Genomic DNA, 20,325 nt, shown 5'->3' on the forward strand with positions numbered 1-20,325 from the left:
GGAGGCGCATTCAGACCTCCGTCGAATAATGACTGAACCCTATCTCACGACGGTCCTCGAGGAAGCCGAGCACGTTGCCAAGCAACACGACCAGGTCGCTCGAACGACGGACAATCAAGCCCACGAGTACCTCCGATACGCCGTCCTCCGGGTGCTCGAAGGCGAGTCGGACCACCTCCCAGCAGACTGGACGCCGATCGACGGCGTGACCGTCGGCTACGGGAGCGACGATGCGATGTACGACAGCTGGGGCTCCAGCGAAGACTGGTGGGAGACCGTGCCGCCGCAAGAAGGGTGTACCCGATTCCGGGTGTTCTTTCCGGACGACCACCAGACGGTCCCCCGCGACATCGTCGACGTGATGGCCGCGCTCGGTGCCTGGCGCGTCTGGACCGGGAACGCAGCGGCGTGCGGCTCCTACGACCATCGCGAGCGCCGCGAAGTCCACTACCTGTGGCCGGAAGGCCATCCGGTGGAGGAAGTGCTCCACGAGCGGCTCAGTGGCCCTGCGGAAGCCGTCGCTCCCGACGGGGGCCGAACGGGCGACGTTCGGGACCGACTGGTCGTCGACGAGAACGCACAGTCGAAGGACGATCTCGAGCCCCGCACGAAGCGTGCCGTCGCCGAAGCGATGGACATCTCGCTCCTCTCGAAAGGTGGCCGCTACGAGGTGCAGTCCGCGTCCGGCAACAGGTACGAAGTCGACGTCATCGACGAATCGTGTACCTGTCCCGACTGGCAGCAACGTTCACCCGAGGGCGGCTGCAAGCACCTGCGCCGCGTCGATTACGAGATCAAACGAGGTCGCGTGCCCCGACCAGACGGCCGCCTTCCTTCCCCGCAGGGTAGTGATTGAGCTACTCCACGGGATGGACTGTGTCGCCATCTCGACGGACCCGGTCGAACGTTGAGAGATACGCAATCCGGTCGTGAACCTCGTCGGTATCCATCTCCAGTTCGGCGGCCAGTTCGTCGACGGTCATCGGCTCGTCGAGTGCTTGGAGGACTTCGAGCCCCCGGTAGTACCTGTTCGTCAGTTCCTGAACGCGCCCCTCGATCGGCGTGGTCACTCCGTACCGCTCCTCGAGTTCGACCAGGGCCTCGTTCGCGAACGTGGCGAACTGATCATCCTCCAGGCGTTCGATCTGGGTTTCGAGTTCATCCCGGACGACGTCGTATTCGAGGCCGGCCTGCACGAGCATATTCATGTCCTCGATGTCGTCATCGCGGCCTGCGATTGCCTTGAACAGGAAGATATCCTCGTTGCTGACCAGCCGGACCGTCAGTCGATCCGTGTCGAGGAACGGCTCGCTGCGCTCTTGCATCCCATCGGTGAGCACGAGCTTGTTCGCGACCTGCTGGTTGAAGATATCGAGGCGGCACCCGTCGTCGTTCTCGACGCAGCTCGTCGCGCCAAGCGCCCGGTAATCTGGATCCAGCGACTGGACCTCCGCATACCCGAGGTCCATCAGGACCGCCCACAACTGCCCGTATGCGTCGCCATCCGGGACGACCAGGTCGATGTCTTTCGTCGCCCCCTTGAGGTCGCGCAGCGACATCGCGCCACCACCGATCAGGTAGACCGTGAGCGGTTCAGATAGGCCATCTCCGATCCGCTGGAACTCGTTCTCGATGTACTCGCGTCCGAATGTGGGTCTCATTGTGGTAGTGGCACCTCGTAGTCAGCCGCCAGCTCCTGGAACTCGTCCCACGCCGGGAGCTGCTCGTCATCAACCTCGCCGTACGTCTCGAGGTAGCGGAGCAGGGCGTCGATTTCGTCTTCGAGACCATACTTCGCCGCCTGCTCTCGGAGGTCCGCCTCGTCGACGTCGACGTGGCTGAGCAGGAGGAGACAGTACGAGCGGTGGCGGCTGCCGTCGTCGATCAGTAGCGTGTGACAACAAAGTTCCGCCGGCGAGACTGCGTCGAGATCCTCGGAGTAGACGTAGTAGCGGTGACCGGTGAGCAGGAACTGGAGGTCGAAGGCCGCGAATCGAGCGAGGCCGGTTTCGTGGAACCCCTCTGCCTCGATCTCCGTTTCGGCCTGCGCGAGGAATTCGTCGTAGTCCTCCCAGAGAATTGTCCCCTTTGGGGCGACGGCTTCGAGGCGTTGACGATGCAGATGGTGTGCGAGTTCACGGGCGAACTCGTGGAGACGGTCGAAGTCGGCGTTGAACTCGTAGTGGCCGTCGGCCGTCCCGACGAGCCCACGGTCGCGAAACCGCTTGAGGACCCGGTTGACCGTGTTGCGGTAGTTGTCGCTCCGGTCGGCGATCTCGGAGACGGTTCGCGGCTGGTCGAGGTAGTACAGCACCTCGAGTGCCTTGCCGGTCAGTAGCTCGGGGAAGTCAATGTGGGAGTGCTGACGAACGAGGTCCTGATAGAGCTCAACGGCGCGAGCATCCGACGGGATAACTCGTTTTCGCCGGCCGTCGCGTTCCGTGTAGACGAGCCCCTTCTCGACGAGGTCGGCGACGGCACGGGAGAGGTAGCTCTCGCTGTGGTCGAGCTTCGTCGCGAGTTCGGAGATCGTGTCGCCGCGGTCGACCGTGGCGAGGACCTCGAGTTCGATGCGCCGGAGCACGGTGTAACATAGTACGAAACTTGCATATAAAGAAGTTTCGAGTAGTGTTACAGTCAGCAGGCACGAGAGTCGTCTCCATCGTCTTAACCAACAAAACTATGGATTCGTGGGCCGTGTTGGTTAACACGAGAGTAGCCGATGTCCTACGAACCCCCGACCCCACCGGCGAACCTCCCGACGGAGATCGTCAACACGCTCAACGAGTCGGACCCGGAGCAGCTCCGAGACGTTGCGACGTACGCTGAGGCGCTCGCCGAGCACAAGGAACGAGAGGCCCGTATCGAGGAGTCGGCAGATCAAGAAGAGGTCGAAGAACGACCAGACGATCTTCCGGACGACGTCCCGGCCAAAGCAACGATCACGATCAAGGAAATCAACGACAATCGCTACTACTACTGGCAGTGGCGGGAGGGAGAGAAGATTCGTTCTCAGTACAAGGGTCCGGTCAACCCGGACGAGTAAAACTCGATGATGGAGGACACCCACCCCACGTTTCCGTCGTAACTGGATGTTGGTGGAGGGGGTAGCGCTGATTTCGAAGGGACCACACCCCCCGCGTTTCCGTCGTTTCTCCACGACGGCATAGGGAGAGGCTACGATAGCGGTATGCAGCTACTAATTCTGTTGACCTAGAACCAATCTAGAGAAGAACTAACTTCTTCAACACATAGATTAAAGTAGTATAGCCGAGAAACGCTCATTAAGTGAACTTCAACCAAGGAGGGGGCGAAGTACTTCGCCCCCTCAGATGAAACGATCCTTCCCAGCTGCTTCTGTAGGCGGCCAGTATTGGACGGCTAGGCCGCTCTCGTCTTTGGTATCCCGTCGTGGATGTCTTCTTCGAGTCCCCTCCCACCTGTTCGGTGATTACGACGGAAACGTGGGGTGTGTGGGTTCGGGATTCGACAACAACGCGCCGCTTCCGTCTATGGGTTTCCTCTCTCACGTCGGAAACGCGGCTATATTGTCAGCAATCCAATTCCCCCGAATGACGGCATTTTCCGGCTGATATCGGACAAGGAACGTCGGAAACGTGGGGTGGCGTTCTCCACTAGATTTATACTCCCCCCGCTCACACCGTGTGATATTCAATGACGCCCGACTCTTCACCCAGTTCTGTCGACGATCCACTCTTTGAATCCGGGCATCGCATCTTCGCGAACAAGGATCTCCTGAAAATCGGCCACGTGCCGGAGGCTGACCGGATCGTCGGTCGCGACGAGGAAATCTCGAAGCTCGCGAAACGTCTCAACGGTGCTGTCCACGGGTACTCCCCAGAAAACGTGATGATCTACGGGAAAACGGGGACTGGTAAATCTCTCGTTTCGAAACACGTCTGCCAACGAGCTCAGAATGCCGCTCAGGATGGCGTCGAGATTGGAACCGCGTATATCGACTGTGCTGAAGACAACACGGAGACTCAAGCAATCTCCTCACTGGCCGCGAAGCTGAACGATGAATCTTCGACTGGAATCTCCGTCCCCCATACCGGCCTCAGTACGTCGAAATACTACAAACTCCTCTGGAAGACGCTCGACGCTCAATTCGATTCTGTGATCATCATCCTCGACGAGATCGATCTGATGAACGACGACAGCGTGCTGATGAAGCTCTCGCGCGCTGAGGAGGCGGGAAAAATCGACTGTAGCGTCGGTGTCATCGCGATCAGCAACAAGATCCAGTACGTCGACAACGTGAACGAGCGCGTGAAAAGCAGCTTCCAGCACAAGGAGCTGTTCTTCAAGCCATACGACGCCAACCAGTTACGGGAGATTATGTTCAACCGTGAGGACGCCTTCCAGGACGGCGTCCTTTCCGAGGACGTGATTCCGCTCTCGGCGGCCTTCGCCGCGCAGGAGCACGGTGACGCTCGGAAGGCGATCGACATTCTTCGCCACGCCGGGGAGGTCGCCTACGAGGCCGGAGCAGAGCAGGTGACGGAGGAACACGTCCGCCAGGCACAGCAGCACGCCGAAAAGGACCGGTTCAGAGAACTCGTGAACGGCGCACCCACGCAGGCGAAGGCGGCGTTGCTGGCGCTCACGGAGCTGAGTGTCAACAGCAACGACGATGCGTTCCTCACGAGTCGGGTGTACGACCAGTACGAACGCATCTGCAACCATCTCGATATGGATATCCTTTCCGTCCGCCGGTTCCGCGACATCCTGAAAGAGCAAGCCTTCCTCGGGGTTGTCGAAATCGAGAAGATCAACAAGGGGAGTGCGGGCGGCATCCACCTCCAGAACCGACTCATCGAAGATCCCCAGGTCGTCCGCGAAACGATCCTCGAGGACAGCCGGATGCAGGATTGGACTCGCGAGTAGTGACCCCCTACTACTGAGTGGGTGCGGACGACGGAAATCCGGGGTGGGGCGTGAGGAAACGACGGAAACGAGGGGGGTCGAAAATTACGTCGGAAACGTGGGGTTGGATCGAAACGACGGAAACCAGGGGTGGGGTCCACTACGACAGTTCGTTGGAGGCTCCGAACGAGGTCAAAACGGCGTCCCTCTCACCGGAGAGCTCTCGGCGAATATTGGTTCGGTCCCACCCGAGCGGTGAAAGCACGCTCTCGACTGCTCTGACCAGCTGCGTCTCGTAGTACGAGGCGTCGTAGGTCTCGATCGCTTCGTGGGCGAGGGCGACCCGGTCTCGCGAGGATTTCTCGTCGTCGACGACCACGTACTCGATATCCTGGCCCGGGTGGACTGCCAGGTCCTGCTCGCGGGCCCGTTTCAAGGCGGCCACGTTCTGGGTATTCTGTGAGTAGCCTTCCAGGGGCTTGGAGACACGGTTCCGCTCAACGAGCCGCTCTACTTCTACGTTGCCCGCCTGTAGTTCGCCGATTGCTCGTTCGAGCCGTCGGAGTACCGCGTCCGGTGACCGCGTGGCATCGAGCTGGTCGAGACAGTCCCGCTGGACGTCCTCGATGAACGGCGGGGTCGAGCGCTGCCGGGCTTCGATGCCTCTGACCTTGAAGTCGTCGTCGCCGGCGACCTTTCCGAAGTACTTCGTCAGCGCGCCGGCGTCGCTCTCGCGCTGCGGGACGAACGCCACCCAGTCGTAGTGAGCCTCGTGTTCGAGCCGAATCTCGATGCGTTCCGTAATCTCCGTCGCGAGCGTCTCGAGGTCCTCGCGGTCATCGTCGTCGACGTCGGGGTCCGGCGTCACCCAGATGGAGTCGACGATTCCGTGGACGACCCGCCAGCCGCCAGCTTCCAGTCGCTGTTTCGCCGTTAGTAGGATCTCGCGAGCGAACGCGTTGATTGCTTCGTGGCACTCGATGCGGCCGAATTTCGCGTTGCTGAACCCTTGATAGCCGAAGCAGGCGACGAGGATCCACTTCAGCGCTCCCGACCGTCCCTCGAGTTCCGCCAGCCGGTCCTCGTCGGGGTTGTCCCGTTCCTTCTCGCGACGGATGGCCGCCTTGATCTCGTCGCGCGCGTCGATGATCGGCTGTAGCACGTCGACGAGGTAGCCCCGCTCGTCGCAGATCGAGTACCCGAGGCCGGGGACGTCGTCGCGGTCGCTGTGGCAGTCACATCGAATGACGTCCGGCGAGACGTTCCGGGTACAGATGATGTTCGGGTACAACGAGGAGAAGTCGAGTTCGTGGACGTTCTCGTGAAGCCCGACCTCGGGTGCGAAGATGAACCCGCCGCGGTCGGCGTCGTGGAGCGTCCCCATCGGCTTGTAGAACTCGTGACGCCAGGAGTTCCATGGCACGAGGACACCGCGGTCGTGGGCCTCGCAGATCTGGATCGCCGTGAGCACGTTCCCGATCGACGCCCACGCAAGTTCCTGGACGGGCTTCTTTGAGCGCGACACGAGGTCGAGAACGCCGTCGAGGTTCGTCTCTCCGTAGAAGAACGTGTTCGACTCGTCGATAATCGCCCGGCCGGGCACGTTGTACCGCGCCGGCGAGTGGCCGACGCGGCCGTAGCTCGAGTACGTCGACCGGCTCGCGAGCTGCTGGTAGTCGACGTCCGGCCACCGACTCAGCGAGAAGTCGTCGACGCCGGCGTCAGTTGCCATTTCGTACAGGGTCGGGACGATCTCGCTGGTTGAGCAGACCAGGACGTCCGGATCGTGCGCTTCGAGTGCCCCTTGGACGGCGGTCAGGATATCCGTCGGCGAGCCGGTGACGGTGTCGCCGGCGACGGACAGTTTCTCGCAGACGTCGTTGCTCGTTTCGGTCACCGGAATACTGAGCCGGAGCGTCGACAGCTCGTTCGCCGGCGTCGGATCGGCGCCTGTCTCCAGACAGTATCGGAACTCTCGCGAGAAGTCGACGTTGAAACAGGCGAGATCCCCGACTGGATAGTCCGACAGCTGGCGTGCCTGCCGGGCGAGTGGGGTGACGCGGTCGATGTGGGCGACGTCGACGGCGAGAACGGCCTCCTCGTCTCGTCGAAAGCCGGGGCGTCGCGCATCCATCTCGGTCGCGACGACATCCGGGTGCTGGTCGTACACCGATTGGAGTGTCGTGAGGTCGATGTCGGACGCTGGGTCGCGAGCGGCGACGTAGAAGCGTGGGGTGTAGTCATCGCGCTCGGTCGCAACGGCGCCGTCGGCGGTTGCCTTCCACTCCAGGACGCGGCCGTCGTCCAGAAAGTCGATACTGAACGGCATCGTCACGGGTTCGAGTCCGGTGGGGCACTCTCTTGATCATCGCGTGCTGCGACCGCGGCTTCGAGCTCCTCGAGGCGTTCCTCGTGGTCGTCGAGGCGGGCCTCCTGTTCGAGATCGATGCTGAGCAGCGCCGGAAGCAGCGGATTTTGGTGGTTCAACAGCCCGCTCGCGTCGGCGTGCTCGCGGGCGTACTCGAACAGCCGGTCGAAGTGCGGCTGGTCGCGACGCCGCAGTGCCCGGCGGAACTCAGCCCAGCGCTCTTCGATTGCCCGCAGCGCATCTCGGTAGGTTGGGTTCGTACGCCCCATCGCTATCGTCCTCCTACCCCGGTTGCGGTCCACGCATCGAGCAAGGGATCTGCGGTGGGCTCCACCGTCTCACCGTCAGCGGTGACGCCCGTTCCGACGCCCTCCGGAGTCGGCGTCGACGGCGTCGGCGTTGTCGGTTCCACGCCGACCTGCGTGGCGCGTGCCGCGAGCAGCTGCCGCCAGTACGCGAACGTCGTCTGGTAGTACGCGCCGTCGTCGACGGGATAGACGAGCGTCTCGAAGTCTTTGCCGACGACCCGTGGCCCCATCCGAGTCTGCTCGCACTCCAGGTGGTGGTCGGCGACCGTCGCGACTGGCTCGGTGAATTCGTTTCGTTCGTTTCGCGTAACGAGCACCGGGATGTCGTACCCCTCGGCGTAGGTCGCTAACCGAGCGAGAGTTCGAGCCTGAAGGGTTTCCGCGTGGGTTTCGCCGAGGGTATCGTCGGCGCGGTACTGGGCGTCGACGGCCGGCGCGATGATGAGGGCGGGCGTGTGGGGCGATGTGTCCTCGTCACGACCTGGTGCCCCTCGACCGGCCGCCCCGGCATCGACGGTGGACATCTGGATCGACTTGTTCACCGCTGACGGGAGACCACAGACGGCGCCGTAGTGCTGGTAGGCGGTGAATCCGCGGGCGACGTGAATTCGGTTGAGCAACCGTTGACTGGGCGCGATCTGAGCGAGTGTAGTCGTCGTTGCGTGTCCGTTTGCGTCGACCCAGAAGGCGGGCCCGTCGTGCAGGAGGAGATGGTCGAGCACGAGCGACTGCAGGATCGGGACGCCACGGCCTCCCTCGACGTCGAGCAGCGTGATGCCGTCGTCGAGCTGTGGCAGCAGCATCTCGTCTGTAGTCGGACCGGCCTGGTCAGCGAGGGACCGATTGCGGTCAGCTCCCCGTGTCGGCTGATCCACCGCCAATCGGTTCGACGTTGAGTGTTCTCCCATACTCGACTAGTTGTCTACGTTCCCGATAAGCCGCGGCGTGGCGCTTCCGTGTTTCAGGGAAGGGCTGGAAGGTATGTAGAACCGGACTCAGGCAACGGATTTCTGCCATCGTTTGACCGTTTCCGAGAACGTTTCCAGAGAGGAAGGCAGACAGCATCGTCGGATTAACCAACAGTCCAGAGGATCACGGCTTAATTGTTGGTTAAGACTCTCCGAACCCATGGTGATCTCGCCCTCACGTAATTCGGTTGACGGCCCCGCATATTCCCCGAGCCTACTATCTGATGTGATCGACGATTGTTCTCAGCGCGGTTACATCGTCGTTATTGTACTGTTTGAGTCGATCCCAGTCTGGTTCTTCGCCGTCGAGGAGATATCGCGTGTACTTGGTCCCGACCACAAATCCATCGACGGTCGGGTCTTGATATTCAAAGCCGAGTGCGCTCGCTACGACGTCCAATTTATGCCGATTGAAGGGCCCGAAGAGTTCCTGTTGGGAAGTTATCCCGAGATCGTGTGCTCGCTCCAGATGGTCGATCCCCTCAGTGATGCCGTGTTCGTCGAATCTCCGACTGAGACACTGTTCGTCGAAGTAGTTCCCTCCGTAGTAGATGATTGGCTCGGAGCCGTGCTCATCAAGGTACTCAGACAGCTCCTGAAGGAGTGCTGACTCGTCGTCCGGCTCGAAGAATTGTCGGTACGCATCGTTCTGGTAACTGTAGGTGCCGACCAGCCAGATCCGATCCTGCTGAAGATCCGTCTCTATGTCTAAGAGGAGCGGGTTCGTATCGTGAAGGTCGTCGAAGGCGGACTTGTTTAGAATCACGACCTCATCGTTTTCGAAAGCCTGTCGATGCGCAAGCCACCGGTCCACGTGCCATGACGAGGCTCCAGGGAGGGCTTCGAGTTCGGCACGCCGTTCTTCGGTAATCTCATCTGGGCTAGTGATCCCTAACTCACTGAACTGTTCCACTCGGTTTCTCCCGACCTGGACGAGATCAGTCAGCCGGCTCCCTAGCAGATGGCGAGTGTCGTAGAACTCGTACTCGATAGACTCGTTCGAGGCGTCGATGGTGATGAGCGCGTACCTTCCTGGGTCGTCTACTCCGTCGTGGGACGCAATGTTGATCACCGTGCCGTACTCGAGGGCTTCAGCTCTGCCTCCGAATTGATGGCAATGACCGCAGACGGTAGCTGGGGGCTGGATGTCGTCTATGAAGCTCCTGACGGCCTTCGACCCGATATGTTGTTGCCCGAATCGCTTCCCGATATCGAGAATGCCGAAGGGAGGAGTGTGTGTGACAAGAATCGGAGTTCTGTCTTCACAAGCGGTGCGGTGTTCAGAAAGGTGCCGTTGGACGTCGTCCTCGGTATAGGTGATGAGACCAGGTCCCTGGGTTGATCCTTCCTGGCCGATGAACACGAGATCCTCGTAGATGTATGGTGTCCTGTGGAGGTCGGTGGTAAATTCCGAATCGAATTGCGGACCGGTTGACGGAGGGAAGTCGTCGTTTCCCTGGACATAGAGCGATTGTTGATGCTTCGTGAGGCGAGCAAGTTCTGCCAGATGATCTGTGTCAGTATCAGCGTTTTTGAAACGTGAAAGGTCGTCGCCGGCATACAGTAGTAGATCTGGAGTTGGTTCTACAGTTTCGAGAATGGTGTAGAGATCGTCAATAGGTTGAGAGCGCCAGTCAGATACAGCGAGAATGTGGGTCATTTTGGTTGAGCGTAGTTAGTGTAGCCTCTTCTATCGTTTGTTTAGGTGTACCGTTTGTCATTAGGAGATTCTTCACCCCGTTGTCGTTAACCAACAACTCAGGCTTATTGGGACAATCTGTTGGTTAACGGTGAGATTCCTGTGCGACCACGTTGAAGATGCTTCCCTCCGAACTCCTCGGTATGTGTGGCCGGAATTCGCTCTTCATCGACCAAGCAGACCTCGAGGCCGGCTTCGATGCCGAGGTCGTCGCGGACGGCGGGTACACACCCCGATACAACATCGCACCTGGTGACGACCTCCACATCATCACGAACGAGGCTCAAGACGAGATCGACGCCTACCACTGGGGGCTGATTCCGTTCTGGGCGGATGAACCCGAGGAGGGCATCATCAACGCTCGCTCCGAGACTGCCGACGAGAAACGCGTCTTCGAGCGGGCGTGGGAAGCACGTCCCTGCCTCGTCCTCTCGTCAGGGTTCTACGAGTGGAAATCGCCGAACGGCGGGTCGAAGCAGCCCTACCGGATTTATAGGGAGGACGACCCCGCATTCGCGATGGCCGGGCTCTGGGACGTCTGGGAGGGTGATGATGAGACGATCTCGTGCGTCACGATTCTCACGACGGAGCCGAACGACCTGATGAACTCAATCCACGACCGGATGCCGGTCGTCCTCCCGAAGGACGCTGAGTCCGACTGGCTCGCCGCAGACCCGGACACCCGCAAGGAACTGTGCCAGCCGTATCCGAAGGACGATCTGGACGCCTACGAGATTTCGACGCGAGTCAACAACCCCGGCAACGACGATCCCCAGGTCATCGAGCCGCTAGACCACGAGCAATCGGGCCTCGGCGAGTTCAGTTCGGGGTAGCTGACGGCATCACGGTCACTGCATCGGCGACGCCGCCGCCGAATCGACGAGCGAGTACTCTCGGTCCCGACTCGTCCCTTTCGCCTCGAGGAGGTTGTACTGCTCCATCTTCGAGAGGTACGTGCGGATAGTCCGCTTCGTCCGTGGGTCATCGACGTCCTCGGAGTAGCGTTCGTGGATCTCGCTCGGCCCGACCGGGCCGTGCTCGCGAACGATGTCGTAGACGACGCGCTGGTGCGGCGTGAGCGAGTCGAGGCTCTTCTGTTTGATCTGGGCCCGAGCATCCTCGGCGGCGTCCAGGAGAATGTCGTCGGTGATGCGCTCGTGGTTCTCGCGATCGGCCTTGCCGGCGGCCGTTCGGAGGATGCCGATCGCGAGGCGGGCGTCGCCGGCGGCCGCGTCGGCGATCCGGTAGAGCTGGTCGTCGGTGATGACGTTCTCGTCGAGCCCCCACTTCGCCCGCGCACTCAGGATATCGTACAGCTGCTCGTCGTGGTACTTGTCCATCCGGACGTGTTCGCTGGAGCGCAGCCGGCTCACGAGGCGGTCGTCGACGCGGCTGAACAGCTCCTCTTCCTTGTTCGCGATGCAGATGATCGCGAACTGCGGGAGGCTGTGGAGGTCGTAAATGACGCTGGGGTCCTCCAGTTGGTCGACCTCGTCGAGAATGACGACGGTTCGTGGGCCGTCGTGCTGCTGGAGGCGGTCGACGAGTTCGTCGTGCGGCGTCGACTGTCGGTGGATGTCGATGGTCGCGCCGAGGTCGTCGAGGATCTGGTAGAGCGTGCGGAACCGCGTGTAGTTGCGCCAGCAGTTGACGTAGGTGGCCTCAACGTCGAGGACCTCTTCCCGGAGTCGTTCGGTGACGAATTGCGAGATGCACGTCTTGCCGGCGCCGCTGGGTCCAGTGACGATGGCCGTGTCGGCGGGTTCCCCGTTCGTGATGGGTTCGAGGACGCTGGAAAGGTGGTTGACTTCGGCGTCGCGATGCTCAACTTCTCGAGGGACGAACCCGGCACGGAGGACGCGAGCATCGCGAATCATCTATATCTGGTAGACTGGTTTTCAGGCTAGTAGTAAAAACGTGACCGGGTCGTTTCCGGAAAGCAGTTTCAATGGAGAGAGGACTCGATTGTCTACTCGCTGTATAGCGGTTTGTTTGTGGAAATATACCGTTTCCAGAATTGTCCGAGATACGGACGTCAATCTCGTTGCATAAGAACCTGTGTCCGCTTATCAGGACGTAGAGTTGTCATCTTCATCGATGGGGGGCCGGAGGTCGCGCCATCGAAAATCTGCGGTTTCTCCAGATGGGAGAGAGACTCGATAGAGGTGGTCGTCCCGTTCATCACCAGTCACCGCTTTAGCATCGTCAGTCAGTACTGTAACAACGTGACCGTGTACCCCATGATACTGCTTGTGATCAGGATCTGTCTCGTCTGGAATATCAACCCGAACACGGTCCCCTTTCGAGAAGCGTTGCATTGAGATTCAGTACGGTAGCGATCACAATTAGTCCATATGATTCAACTCAGGGTCTATCGGGGAGCGGATTGGGCGATCATCAGCGGCATACCTTTATAACCCTCGTGTGTTGGATTTCGATAATATGGTTACTACTTCGTCTGAGGATATTGAAGATCTAATCGACCGATACCGTGACAAACACGACTGGGAGCGAGACAAAGCTCACGTTCAGAACACTTCTAAGGTAATCCGTCAATTGGTACAGGCCATCGTCGAGACGGGGGCTGTCGACGAGTACGCTATGCGCACAGTGTACAACCTGTGCCAGAACGATGATGCCCTCCAACCAGAGAACAAGAAGGAACGAATTGACAATCTCGGCATCGATTCCACCGCGAAGTCCGAAATTAAGGAGCGGATTGATGAAGGGACAGGTATCGTTGGGAAAGGAACATACTCGGTGCCAATTGACGGCTATGAGGAAGAGGCATTTAACCTCCTTTCAACCGCGATCAGGTCCGATAATCGTGATGAGATTGACCCCGCGATAGAAGAATTCGCCAACCTCGAAATTGAAGGAATACAAAACGGAATCATCTCCCCGATCCTCTACTTCCTCCATCCAACAAAATACCCGATCAGTAACCACCGCTCACGAACGGGTATGCAGAAGTTCTTTGGCTATGAGATGTCCGGTCGACTCACTTCTTATCTAACTGAGGTCGAGAAATTCCACGAGGTCCGTGCCGACTATCCGTTCAAAAACGACTTTCGACATCTGGATAGCTTCTTCAATTGGGTTGGTGAACAGGGCTCGGTCTTAGGTGAGCGATCCACGAAGCCAGTCGCCGAGATGTCTGATGATGCCGACCTCTATTGGGTGAATCAACATAGCCAACCAGAAATTGAGGAAGAGTACCTCAGAGCCAAGACTGACGGACTTTGGCATCACAATTTGGATAAGTTATCTATCGGTGACATAGTCTTCCATAACTTCGATAACGAGTTGATCGGCATTTCGACCGTTATCGAGACTGCCGAGACGTACACATCGCGAGGTGAAGAATACTATCGGGTTGAGGTCGATCTACGGTCGTTTGGAGAACCAGTACCTGTTGACGACGACTTGAAAAAGAGGCTCGGACAGGACCAATATCGGACTGAAAAGTACTACCCCATCGATAAGAACGGTAACCTCAATGAAGCCTATCTGGCGAACCTATCCCGATCTGCAGCGGAGTTTCTCCTGAGTCAGGTAGACTCAATTGAGGAGTCCGAAACCCCTGTGGAAACTTCAGGATCTCCAAGAAGGATCTGGCAAATCACCCCCGCGAGAGGCGGCGAATATTGGGGTACGTGGATGCAACATGGAATTGCGTCCATCGGATACGGACTCGATCATAAGGTGACGAACGATGTAGCGGACATCGACGATGTCGATGAGCTGTCCGATGGAGAACTCGTCGAAATCGCCGCGGAGGCCGGCGACAACCATGGTCGTGGTATGGCATACCGCTTCCAGTACGAAATCGACGAGGGCGATGTGATAATCGCCAAACAGGGACGTACCTCAGAGTCCGATATCATCTATGGGATCGGTATCGTTACGGCTGCACACCGTGAGAAGAGCTATCCTGAAATTAATCATTCAGACGTCGTCAGCGTTGACTGGAAGGTGACTTTTGGGGAAAGTGGAGTGGACATTGATGTTGGCAGTGATTCCGATTCGATCAAGACGTACACACTAGATACTCTTGAACCAGAGTACTACCGCGACCTCACGTCAGAACTCGCCGACAAAGGAGATGTAGATCGCGACGAACTCCTTGCTCTCGTCTTTGATGAGTCATCTCAGGACGATGACGAGGGTGATACGACGGACGAAGGCACGAACCATTACTGGATTTCGGCGAATCCCTCAATTTGGAAAGTCGAAAGCATCGATGACGGTGGAGAAGTTTTCTATACGGCGTATAACCGAAAGGGGAACAAACGTCGAATCTTTGGAGCGTTCGAGGAGGCGTCTCCTGGTGACAAGGTACTGTTCTATGAGTCCCAGCCCGTCCAGGCCATCGTGGCAGAAGGAACAATCCGGGAAGGACTCCACGAAGATGAACACGAAGAGTACGATGAACCGGTTGACGGAATCACTATTGAGTACAGCCGGGCTATGGAAACAATTTCGTGGGATCAGATTACCGCAGTCCCGGATCTGGAAGATGCCTCTCCAATCAGAAATCGCGCACAAGGAAGCCTCTTCCCGCTTACCGAAGACGAGTTCGAAACCATCCTCGCACTAGAGGATCCGATTGAAGACGGTGTCTCACAGGACGCCATTAATCAACTCAAAACAAAACTCACCTCTCCGGAGGTCGATGTCTCGATTCCCAACAGTCTCTACTTCGATGATGCTGACCGACTCCGGCGGGAAATCGAAGCTTCACTCCGGTCTGGAAAGCATCTCATCTTCACCGGACCACCGGGCACCGGGAAGACAAAACTAGCAAAGGCAATCTGTGAATCCGCTACGACCCACGAGCAAGTCGACGATTACAGGTTCACGACTGCGACCTCTGAATGGACTGCGTTTGATACGATTGGTGGATATGTTCCTTCTACGGGCGACGGTGGACAGGAACTCCTGTTCGAACCCCGGCTTTTCCTCAAGTGTTTCCGGCAAGACCGAGTCGTCAACGAGTGGCTCATCATCGACGAAATCAATCGATCAGACATCGACAAAGCCTTCGGACAGCTCTTTTCCGTTCTGTCTGGCGATTCAACCGAACTCCCATACGAACGCGATCGAACCGTCGAACTTCGCTCACTTTCCAATTCAACAACTGACGAAGAGCTCGCTGACATTATTGGGAACCCAGACGCCTTCCCGGTTACCCCTTCGTGGCGGCTACTTGCCACAATGAACACGTACGACAAAACCTCGCTGTACGAAATGTCGTACGCATTTATGCGCCGTTTCAACTTCGTCCACGTCGGCGTTCCACCGCTCACCACCGATGACGAGGTCCGAACCTCACTCCTCGATCCAGACGGGACTGACAATTACGCGACTGCGTGGCTCGCCGATGATGAGTCTCTCCGACCAATTCTCGCAGACGTGTACCCTGTCGTAGCAGTTCTGTGGCAACGTATCAATGAACATCGCGTCATCGGTCCCTCTATCGTGTACGATATCATCCGGTATCTCGGCTCATACGATGACGCCGGCGGATCACGGAAAGACGCGCTCACGTCCGCTGTCGTTTCCCTCGTCTACCCGCAATTGGAGGGTATGAGACCAGAACAGCAGAAACAATTGATTCGGTCACTCACCGATCAGAACGTCGCTACCGAAAACGGACCTGTAACACTTGATCTTGACAAGTCGTTACTCCAGCAAAAAGCGGCTGACTTCTTCGGTATCACGTTCGACGATGACGCGTAGTATCGCCGTAGAGGAACTCGTTAACGCCACCAGCGAAGAGCTGGGTACGTACTTGCGAAGCGGCGCGCTGAACACAAACGCACTCACGCGCTCACTCGATTACGAAGGCCTCGATATTGAGGACTGGGAGCGTATCAAACGCATCCATTTCTGTCTCGCTGACGACGTCCACGACTTCATCAGCGCCCTTCCTGACCGCGTTCGACGAATTAAGACCGAACATCAACGTGAAAACATCCATACGCAGGGGGAAGTCCGTGGGTCGATCAACTGGAGTGCCACACTTCGCGCCCGCTCCGAATCCGGCTACGCAGATCGTAGCCGCTTCGTCTGCAACACTCCCTACACAGAATACGATATCGCAGAAAACCGCGTCTTAAAACGCCTTCTGTGGCAAATCCACCGCACAGTTACAGACGAACTCCAGAGCGTCGAGTACGATTGGCGGCAGGAATTCTGGACCGATGACAAGCTCACCAGCTTCGACCGGCTGTACAAACAGAATGTCCACCTGAGCCGCATCAAAGAGGGGCCGGCAATCTCCGTTTCCGGACAGGACATGACCACAGCTCGCCAGTCACGCCTCCCGCTCTACACCGAAGCCTACGACCTCTACGATATGTTCCAACGTCTTCAAGCCGACACGCTCGACGCGGATATCACCGAACTTCTGGCAGACACACTCGTCGTCCCGTCAGACACGCCAACTCTCTTCGAACTTTTCTGCTGTTTCCGCCTTATCCGAACACTCACCCGGTTTACTCCCGGCTTCGTCCTCAAACCAATTGACGGAGAAAGCGACGCACTCGCGCACCTCGAATCGGACGATACCCGCATCGAAATCCACCACGACAGTACCGGCAGCCTCAGCTTCCACGAACCACTCGATACAACACACCGTCCAGCACACGCACAGTACGCACGTTACAACGACGCCATCATCGACTATAGTGATACTCTCGAATCGCTCTCAGGTGACTCACACGACCCGGTCCTATACAGTGGTCGTCCCGACATCATCATCGAAATCTACGACACTTCATCCGACGAAAGACTCGACTCCGTGGTCCTCGGTGAAATCAAATACTCCAACGCGACTCAGACCTTCAAACAAGGTCTCCAAGAGCTCCTCACCTACCGGCGATTCGCCAACAACAATGGGTACCTCATTGACAATCCAGACATCACCCTTACTAGCCTTCTCATCACCAACGGAGTAACTACACCAGGTACGAGCGACGAAGTCACCCATCTCAACGGAACAGACCTATTCGACACCAGAATACAGCAACACCTTAATTGGATTTCTTCCTCCCTTAGAGCCCCCATCGTTCCAACCTGAGTATACGATCACAGCTTGTGCCGCTTGGTATCGATAGAGTCTACGGATACTGTTAGTTCTGTCACGAACGCGTCGTGGTCCCGGTACGGTTCGCTAATCCGCATCGCTGGTCCTGTATAGAGTACAGGCGTTCCATCACTTGCCTCGAACGAATACCCATTCTCGAAATCCCGATTCTTCGGACGGTGCTCATCGCCGATCAGTACGCAGTCAAACGAGACGCGTGACTGCGCGAGTAGCCGATCTAAATCAACATCAGCGTCGTACCGTCGGTACGGGGTCAACCCGTCGTGAAGACACAGTACGTTCGGACCGGAAGACGCTGTACCGAACGCGATATCAGACGGTTCCCACTCTCGCGAATGGAACTTCCCGACGTCGTCGATTCCCACGTTTCCTGCGGAGATACCGTACGCATCGAGTGGTTCGCTAGCGACCGATGTTGGGCTGGTCGATAACTCCGTAAGATGTCCTTTCGTCACCTGTGTTTTGAGCCACGAGATCCCGTCAACTGAATCCGGGTGCTGCGGGTTCGCCGAGTCATGATCGTGAGACCCGATAATACAGTATACTGGAATGTCACGTGATGACAATCCTGATAAAATCCCACTGGCAAACTCAAGAGTTTCTTTGTCCACCTCGTGATCTAAAATATCTCCTGTGTGAATAATCGCGTCAACACCTCGCTCAATCGCAACCCGCGTCACTCGGCTGAGTGTCTCCTCACTCGAAATATCCTGACCCCACGACACGGTACTTCCCCGTCCAGTTTTCTCTCGATTCTCGTATCCGAGGTGCGTATCACTCGCAAACAGCACCGTCGTCTCAGACTCCGTCATTCCACGTCCAACATTCTCTCGTGCTCGGTGGACCCGCTCAGGGTCAAGCAAGAGATGGACTCCGTCACCTGGTCGATCAGCCGCGGGTTCAGCTGGGAATTCAGCCAGCAGCGAGATTGCCCAATCAACGCCTTCTGATGAGACATTTACAGGAAGCACTTCTCTCGATTCAGGTGTAACCGGTAATTTCGCCCCTGCCGGCACATACCGACGATCCGATTCACGTGGGTCCGCCACCGCGATCGCCGAAAACTCCGTCACCCGATCCCCGTTTCCGTGTCGCCGCGCGTAGTCCTTCCGCTTCCCCAAATTTCGTTCCTTCTGCTGAGCCCCGTAACACGACGCCTCATTAGCCAGCAATTCATCATCGTACAACACAGACCGCAAAGCCAACTTCCACTCCGAATCCGCTTCAGAAGGGACCGACCCATATAGAACAGAGAGAGAATCATAAAGCTCAGTTAACTCATTTCCAGAACCCATCGTATACACTATCCAACCTCTGTCAGGCGATATTAAACCCGCGATGTGGTGAACGCACAGTTTGGCCTTCAGAAAACGGGAGGCGTTGGTTCTAAGCCACCACCTCTTGTGGATGTAAATATGACCTCAACTGATCTCGCCGAAGCGTTCGTCTCGACTAAGGAAGCCCTCAGCGATGCGGGTATTGATGACGAGTTTTTTCTTGATCTGATTGCCTCCCGTCTGCTGATTGAGCGCGTGGGCGAGTCCAACAACCAAGGCTGGTGGGACTCACGAGTCCTGTCTGAGACTGGCCGGGCACGACTTGAGGAAGTAACACCAAAAACGCAACTCAAATCTCGAATCACCCTCGCATCGAAGGTCGGTCGAAAAGCAGAATCAGACCACCTTCCAGCAGATACCATCTCTCTGTTCACGTTTGGTCCACAAGTGGAATCTCGTATCTCTGCAGCCATCGAAGACATCGAAGCTTCGGATGATCAGCCCCTGAAGGCCCTTGAGAACGTCTCTGTTCAATCGTTGAGTGAAGGCTGGACAGACCGAATCATCGATCAAACGGGCTCAAATATCACTGCATCATCTACCACGTTCACTGACCCAGGAACCGGTGATTCATACCCTATCGAGGAAGATGGATACACACAGTCGGAAATCGAACCAGAAAAATGGCGGCTGCTGGTCACCCTTCTGCAAGGGTATGGACAAAATACCGACCGGCTCTGCGTACCGTACTTCCCCCTCAAGTCAGAGCTTAAATCTGAAAGCGCGTGAGATATCCATATGAGTAACGAGCATATCGAGCCGATGGATGACGAGGAAACAGAAGCAGCGGAGAGTCTCGACCCGAAGATCGCACATCACAGTACGTATATCGACGAGACAAAACGAATCCTTCGCACGTACGTCGAATGCGAATCGTACGAAGACCTGGAGCGACAGGTCGTCGAAGAGAACATCCTGAACAAGGACACGGACGAGTATCGAACGAACATCCTCCGCGAAGTATCACGCCGCCACATCCCCGATAAGAGGGAGTACACAGAGACGCCACTGATGAAGATCATGTCGGCCGATGTCCGGAGCGACGTAACCGACTGGTGTCTCTACTACGAATTTGCACAGGACCCGTTCATTCGCCTCGTCACTCTTGATTTCCTGTACCCTGAATTCGAACGCGGAACCCTTTCCGTTCAAGCTACGGACATCGTCACGTTCCTCGACTCGATTCAGGAGGACTACGCTGACCTACGTGACCGGTCCGAATCGACTATTAACGAAGCCGCTACCAAATACCTCACTGCACTCCGAAACTACGGGCTCTTAGAAGGCACCCAACGCAAAGAATTCGCCGTCACTTACGTCCCTGATGAGACAGTTGCGTACGTCGTCTATCGGCTCTTCCAGAAGGGAGCGAAGTCCGCATCAGACGTTATCGAACACGACGACTGGAAGTTATTCCTGATGAATGACTCAGAAGTCCAGCGCCGAATCCGCGATATCTCACCTCAGTACGTGAGCTACGAGAAGCGCGGTTCGACAGAACGACTGATTACAAACCACGACAGCATAGAGGACCTAATAGATGCTTTCTGATTTTCAAGCCCGGCTCGAAGAAGTCGAGAGACTCGTCCGAGATGATAGAGATGAAGTTGGCAAGCGAGCTGGGGTCCCGTTCATTGTCTTCACCTA

Annotated in this window: 17 protein-coding genes; 8 read left to right on the plus strand and 9 right to left on the minus strand. The window is 57.4% G+C overall.

The genetic code is table 11. The features are described from left to right. Window positions 1-28: 28 nt before the first annotated feature. Window positions 29-856 (plus strand): hypothetical protein, encoded by an 828-nt coding sequence (locus DMP03_RS12055; protein WP_152120805.1) that lies wholly within the window; start codon window positions 29-31, stop codon window positions 854-856. Between the two features lies 1 nt (window position 857). On the opposite strand, the gene DMP03_RS12060 is transcribed toward DMP03_RS12055, so the two are convergent. Together DMP03_RS12060 and DMP03_RS12065 are read right to left on the minus strand one after the other, a co-directional pair. Next, complete coding sequence (locus DMP03_RS12060; RefSeq protein WP_152120806.1) at window positions 858-1,661, minus strand: DUF6036 family nucleotidyltransferase; 804 nt, start codon at window positions 1,659-1,661, stop codon at window positions 858-860. Next, the gene (locus tag DMP03_RS12065) at window positions 1,658-2,584 is read right to left on the minus strand and encodes a helix-turn-helix transcriptional regulator (RefSeq protein ID WP_152120807.1); all 927 of its coding nucleotides are present in this window, start codon (window positions 2,582-2,584) and stop codon (window positions 1,658-1,660) included. The genes DMP03_RS12060 and DMP03_RS12065 overlap by 4 nt, the downstream gene beginning before the upstream one ends. A 138-nt stretch (window positions 2,585-2,722) precedes the next feature. On the opposite strand from DMP03_RS12065, the gene DMP03_RS12070 reads away from it, so the two are divergent. Then, window positions 2,723-3,046 (plus strand): hypothetical protein, encoded by a 324-nt coding sequence (locus tag DMP03_RS12070; protein WP_152120808.1) that lies wholly within the window; start codon window positions 2,723-2,725, stop codon window positions 3,044-3,046. 629 nt (window positions 3,047-3,675) lie between these two features. Then, entirely contained in the window at window positions 3,676-4,908 is a 1,233-nt protein-coding gene (gene orc4, locus DMP03_RS12075) for a DNA replication protein Orc4 (RefSeq protein ID WP_049908454.1), read from the plus strand. Window positions 4,909-5,047: 139 nt separating this feature from the next. Here the strand turns inward: orc4 and DMP03_RS12080 are convergent, their stop codons facing one another. The 4 genes from DMP03_RS12080 to DMP03_RS14665 form a co-directional block, all read right to left on the minus strand. Next, the gene (locus DMP03_RS12080; protein ID WP_172967146.1) at window positions 5,048-7,216 is read right to left on the minus strand and encodes a type B DNA-directed DNA polymerase; all 2,169 of its coding nucleotides are present in this window, start codon (window positions 7,214-7,216) and stop codon (window positions 5,048-5,050) included. A 2-nt stretch (window positions 7,217-7,218) separates the two neighbouring features. Then, window positions 7,219-7,524, minus strand: coding sequence for a hypothetical protein (locus DMP03_RS12085; protein WP_121538216.1), 306 nt, complete (start codon window positions 7,522-7,524; stop codon window positions 7,219-7,221). A 2-nt stretch (window positions 7,525-7,526) separates the two neighbouring features. After that, entirely contained in the window at window positions 7,527-8,366 is an 840-nt protein-coding gene (locus DMP03_RS12090; RefSeq protein ID WP_152120810.1) for a hypothetical protein, read from the minus strand. 382 nt (window positions 8,367-8,748) lie between these two features. Further along, window positions 8,749-10,191 carry a ribonuclease H-like domain-containing protein gene (locus DMP03_RS14665; RefSeq protein ID WP_235908721.1) on the minus strand — a complete coding sequence of 481 codons (1,443 nt, stop codon included), beginning with the start codon at window positions 10,189-10,191 and terminating at the stop codon, window positions 8,749-8,751. 182 nt (window positions 10,192-10,373) lie between these two features. Between DMP03_RS14665 and DMP03_RS12105 the strand changes: the two genes are divergently transcribed. Next, entirely contained in the window at window positions 10,374-11,063 is a 690-nt protein-coding gene (locus DMP03_RS12105; protein WP_152120811.1) for an SOS response-associated peptidase, read from the plus strand. A gap of 15 nt (window positions 11,064-11,078) precedes the next feature. Here the strand turns inward: DMP03_RS12105 and DMP03_RS12110 are convergent, their stop codons facing one another. Continuing rightward, window positions 11,079-12,107: a Cdc6/Cdc18 family protein gene (locus DMP03_RS12110; protein ID WP_152120812.1), complete on the minus strand. Its 1,029-nt coding sequence runs from the start codon at window positions 12,105-12,107 to the stop codon at window positions 11,079-11,081. A 192-nt stretch (window positions 12,108-12,299) separates the two neighbouring features. Then, window positions 12,300-12,548, minus strand: coding sequence for a hypothetical protein (locus DMP03_RS14670; protein WP_152120813.1), 249 nt, complete (start codon window positions 12,546-12,548; stop codon window positions 12,300-12,302). 124 nt (window positions 12,549-12,672) lie between these two features. Here DMP03_RS14670 and DMP03_RS12120 point away from each other — a divergent pair, with 124 nt between their 5' ends. Both DMP03_RS12120 and DMP03_RS12125 read left to right on the plus strand, forming a co-directional pair. After that, window positions 12,673-15,972 carry an AAA family ATPase gene (locus tag DMP03_RS12120; protein WP_152120814.1) on the plus strand — a complete coding sequence of 1,100 codons (3,300 nt, stop codon included), beginning with the start codon at window positions 12,673-12,675 and terminating at the stop codon, window positions 15,970-15,972. Next, window positions 15,962-17,314, plus strand: a complete 1,353-nt coding sequence (locus DMP03_RS12125) for a hypothetical protein (RefSeq protein ID WP_152120815.1) — start codon at window positions 15,962-15,964, stop codon at window positions 17,312-17,314. Before DMP03_RS12120 ends, DMP03_RS12125 begins: the two co-directional genes overlap by 11 nt. Before the next feature lie 8 nt (window positions 17,315-17,322). Here the strand turns inward: DMP03_RS12125 and DMP03_RS14845 are convergent, their stop codons facing one another. Beyond that, the gene (locus tag DMP03_RS14845; RefSeq protein WP_328593026.1) at window positions 17,323-18,636 is read right to left on the minus strand and encodes a metallophosphoesterase family protein; all 1,314 of its coding nucleotides are present in this window, start codon (window positions 18,634-18,636) and stop codon (window positions 17,323-17,325) included. Between the two features lie 120 nt (window positions 18,637-18,756). Between DMP03_RS14845 and DMP03_RS12135 the strand changes: the two genes are divergently transcribed. Both DMP03_RS12135 and DMP03_RS12140 read left to right on the plus strand, forming a co-directional pair. After that, entirely contained in the window at window positions 18,757-19,407 is a 651-nt protein-coding gene (locus tag DMP03_RS12135) for a BrxE family protein (RefSeq protein ID WP_207105371.1), read from the plus strand. 33 nt (window positions 19,408-19,440) lie between these two features. Beyond that, a complete protein-coding gene (locus DMP03_RS12140) occupies window positions 19,441-20,229 on the plus strand; it encodes a BrxA family protein (protein WP_235908742.1) in 789 nt (262 codons plus the stop codon). Window positions 20,230-20,325: the final 96 nt, after the last annotated feature.

Source organism: Halosegnis rubeus (assembly GCF_009184545.1).
GTDB classification, from domain to species: Archaea; Halobacteriota; Halobacteria; order Halobacteriales; family Haloarculaceae; genus Halosegnis; species Halosegnis rubeus.

Excerpts from the sequence above, each read along its gene's own strand:
- DMP03_RS12055 (WP_152120805.1), top strand. The coding sequence starts at position 29 with ATGACTGAACCCTATCTCACGACGGTCCTCGAGGAAGCCGAGCACGTT.
- DMP03_RS12060 (WP_152120806.1), bottom strand. The coding sequence starts at position 1,661 with ATGAGACCCACATTCGGACGCGAGTACATCGAGAACGAGTTCCAGCGG.
- DMP03_RS12070 (WP_152120808.1), top strand. The coding sequence starts at position 2,723 with ATGTCCTACGAACCCCCGACCCCACCGGCGAACCTCCCGACGGAGATC.
- orc4 (WP_049908454.1), top strand. The coding sequence starts at position 3,676 with ATGACGCCCGACTCTTCACCCAGTTCTGTCGACGATCCACTCTTTGAA.
- DMP03_RS12080 (WP_172967146.1), bottom strand. The coding sequence starts at position 7,216 with ATGCCGTTCAGTATCGACTTTCTGGACGACGGCCGCGTCCTGGAGTGG.
- DMP03_RS12085 (WP_121538216.1), bottom strand. The coding sequence starts at position 7,524 with ATGGGGCGTACGAACCCAACCTACCGAGATGCGCTGCGGGCAATCGAA.
- DMP03_RS12090 (WP_152120810.1), bottom strand. The coding sequence starts at position 8,366 with ATGCTGCTGCCACAGCTCGACGACGGCATCACGCTGCTCGACGTCGAG.
- DMP03_RS14665 (WP_235908721.1), bottom strand. The coding sequence starts at position 10,191 with ATGACCCACATTCTCGCTGTATCTGACTGGCGCTCTCAACCTATTGAC.
- DMP03_RS12105 (WP_152120811.1), top strand. The coding sequence starts at position 10,374 with ATGTGTGGCCGGAATTCGCTCTTCATCGACCAAGCAGACCTCGAGGCC.
- DMP03_RS12110 (WP_152120812.1), bottom strand. The coding sequence starts at position 12,107 with ATGATTCGCGATGCTCGCGTCCTCCGTGCCGGGTTCGTCCCTCGAGAA.
- DMP03_RS14670 (WP_152120813.1), bottom strand. The coding sequence starts at position 12,548 with ATGCAACGCTTCTCGAAAGGGGACCGTGTTCGGGTTGATATTCCAGAC.
- DMP03_RS12120 (WP_152120814.1), top strand. The coding sequence starts at position 12,673 with ATGGTTACTACTTCGTCTGAGGATATTGAAGATCTAATCGACCGATAC.
- DMP03_RS12125 (WP_152120815.1), top strand. The coding sequence starts at position 15,962 with ATGACGCGTAGTATCGCCGTAGAGGAACTCGTTAACGCCACCAGCGAA.
- DMP03_RS14845 (WP_328593026.1), bottom strand. The coding sequence starts at position 18,636 with ATGGGTTCTGGAAATGAGTTAACTGAGCTTTATGATTCTCTCTCTGTT.
- DMP03_RS12135 (WP_207105371.1), top strand. The coding sequence starts at position 18,757 with ATGACCTCAACTGATCTCGCCGAAGCGTTCGTCTCGACTAAGGAAGCC.
- DMP03_RS12140 (WP_235908742.1), top strand. The coding sequence starts at position 19,441 with ATGGATGACGAGGAAACAGAAGCAGCGGAGAGTCTCGACCCGAAGATC.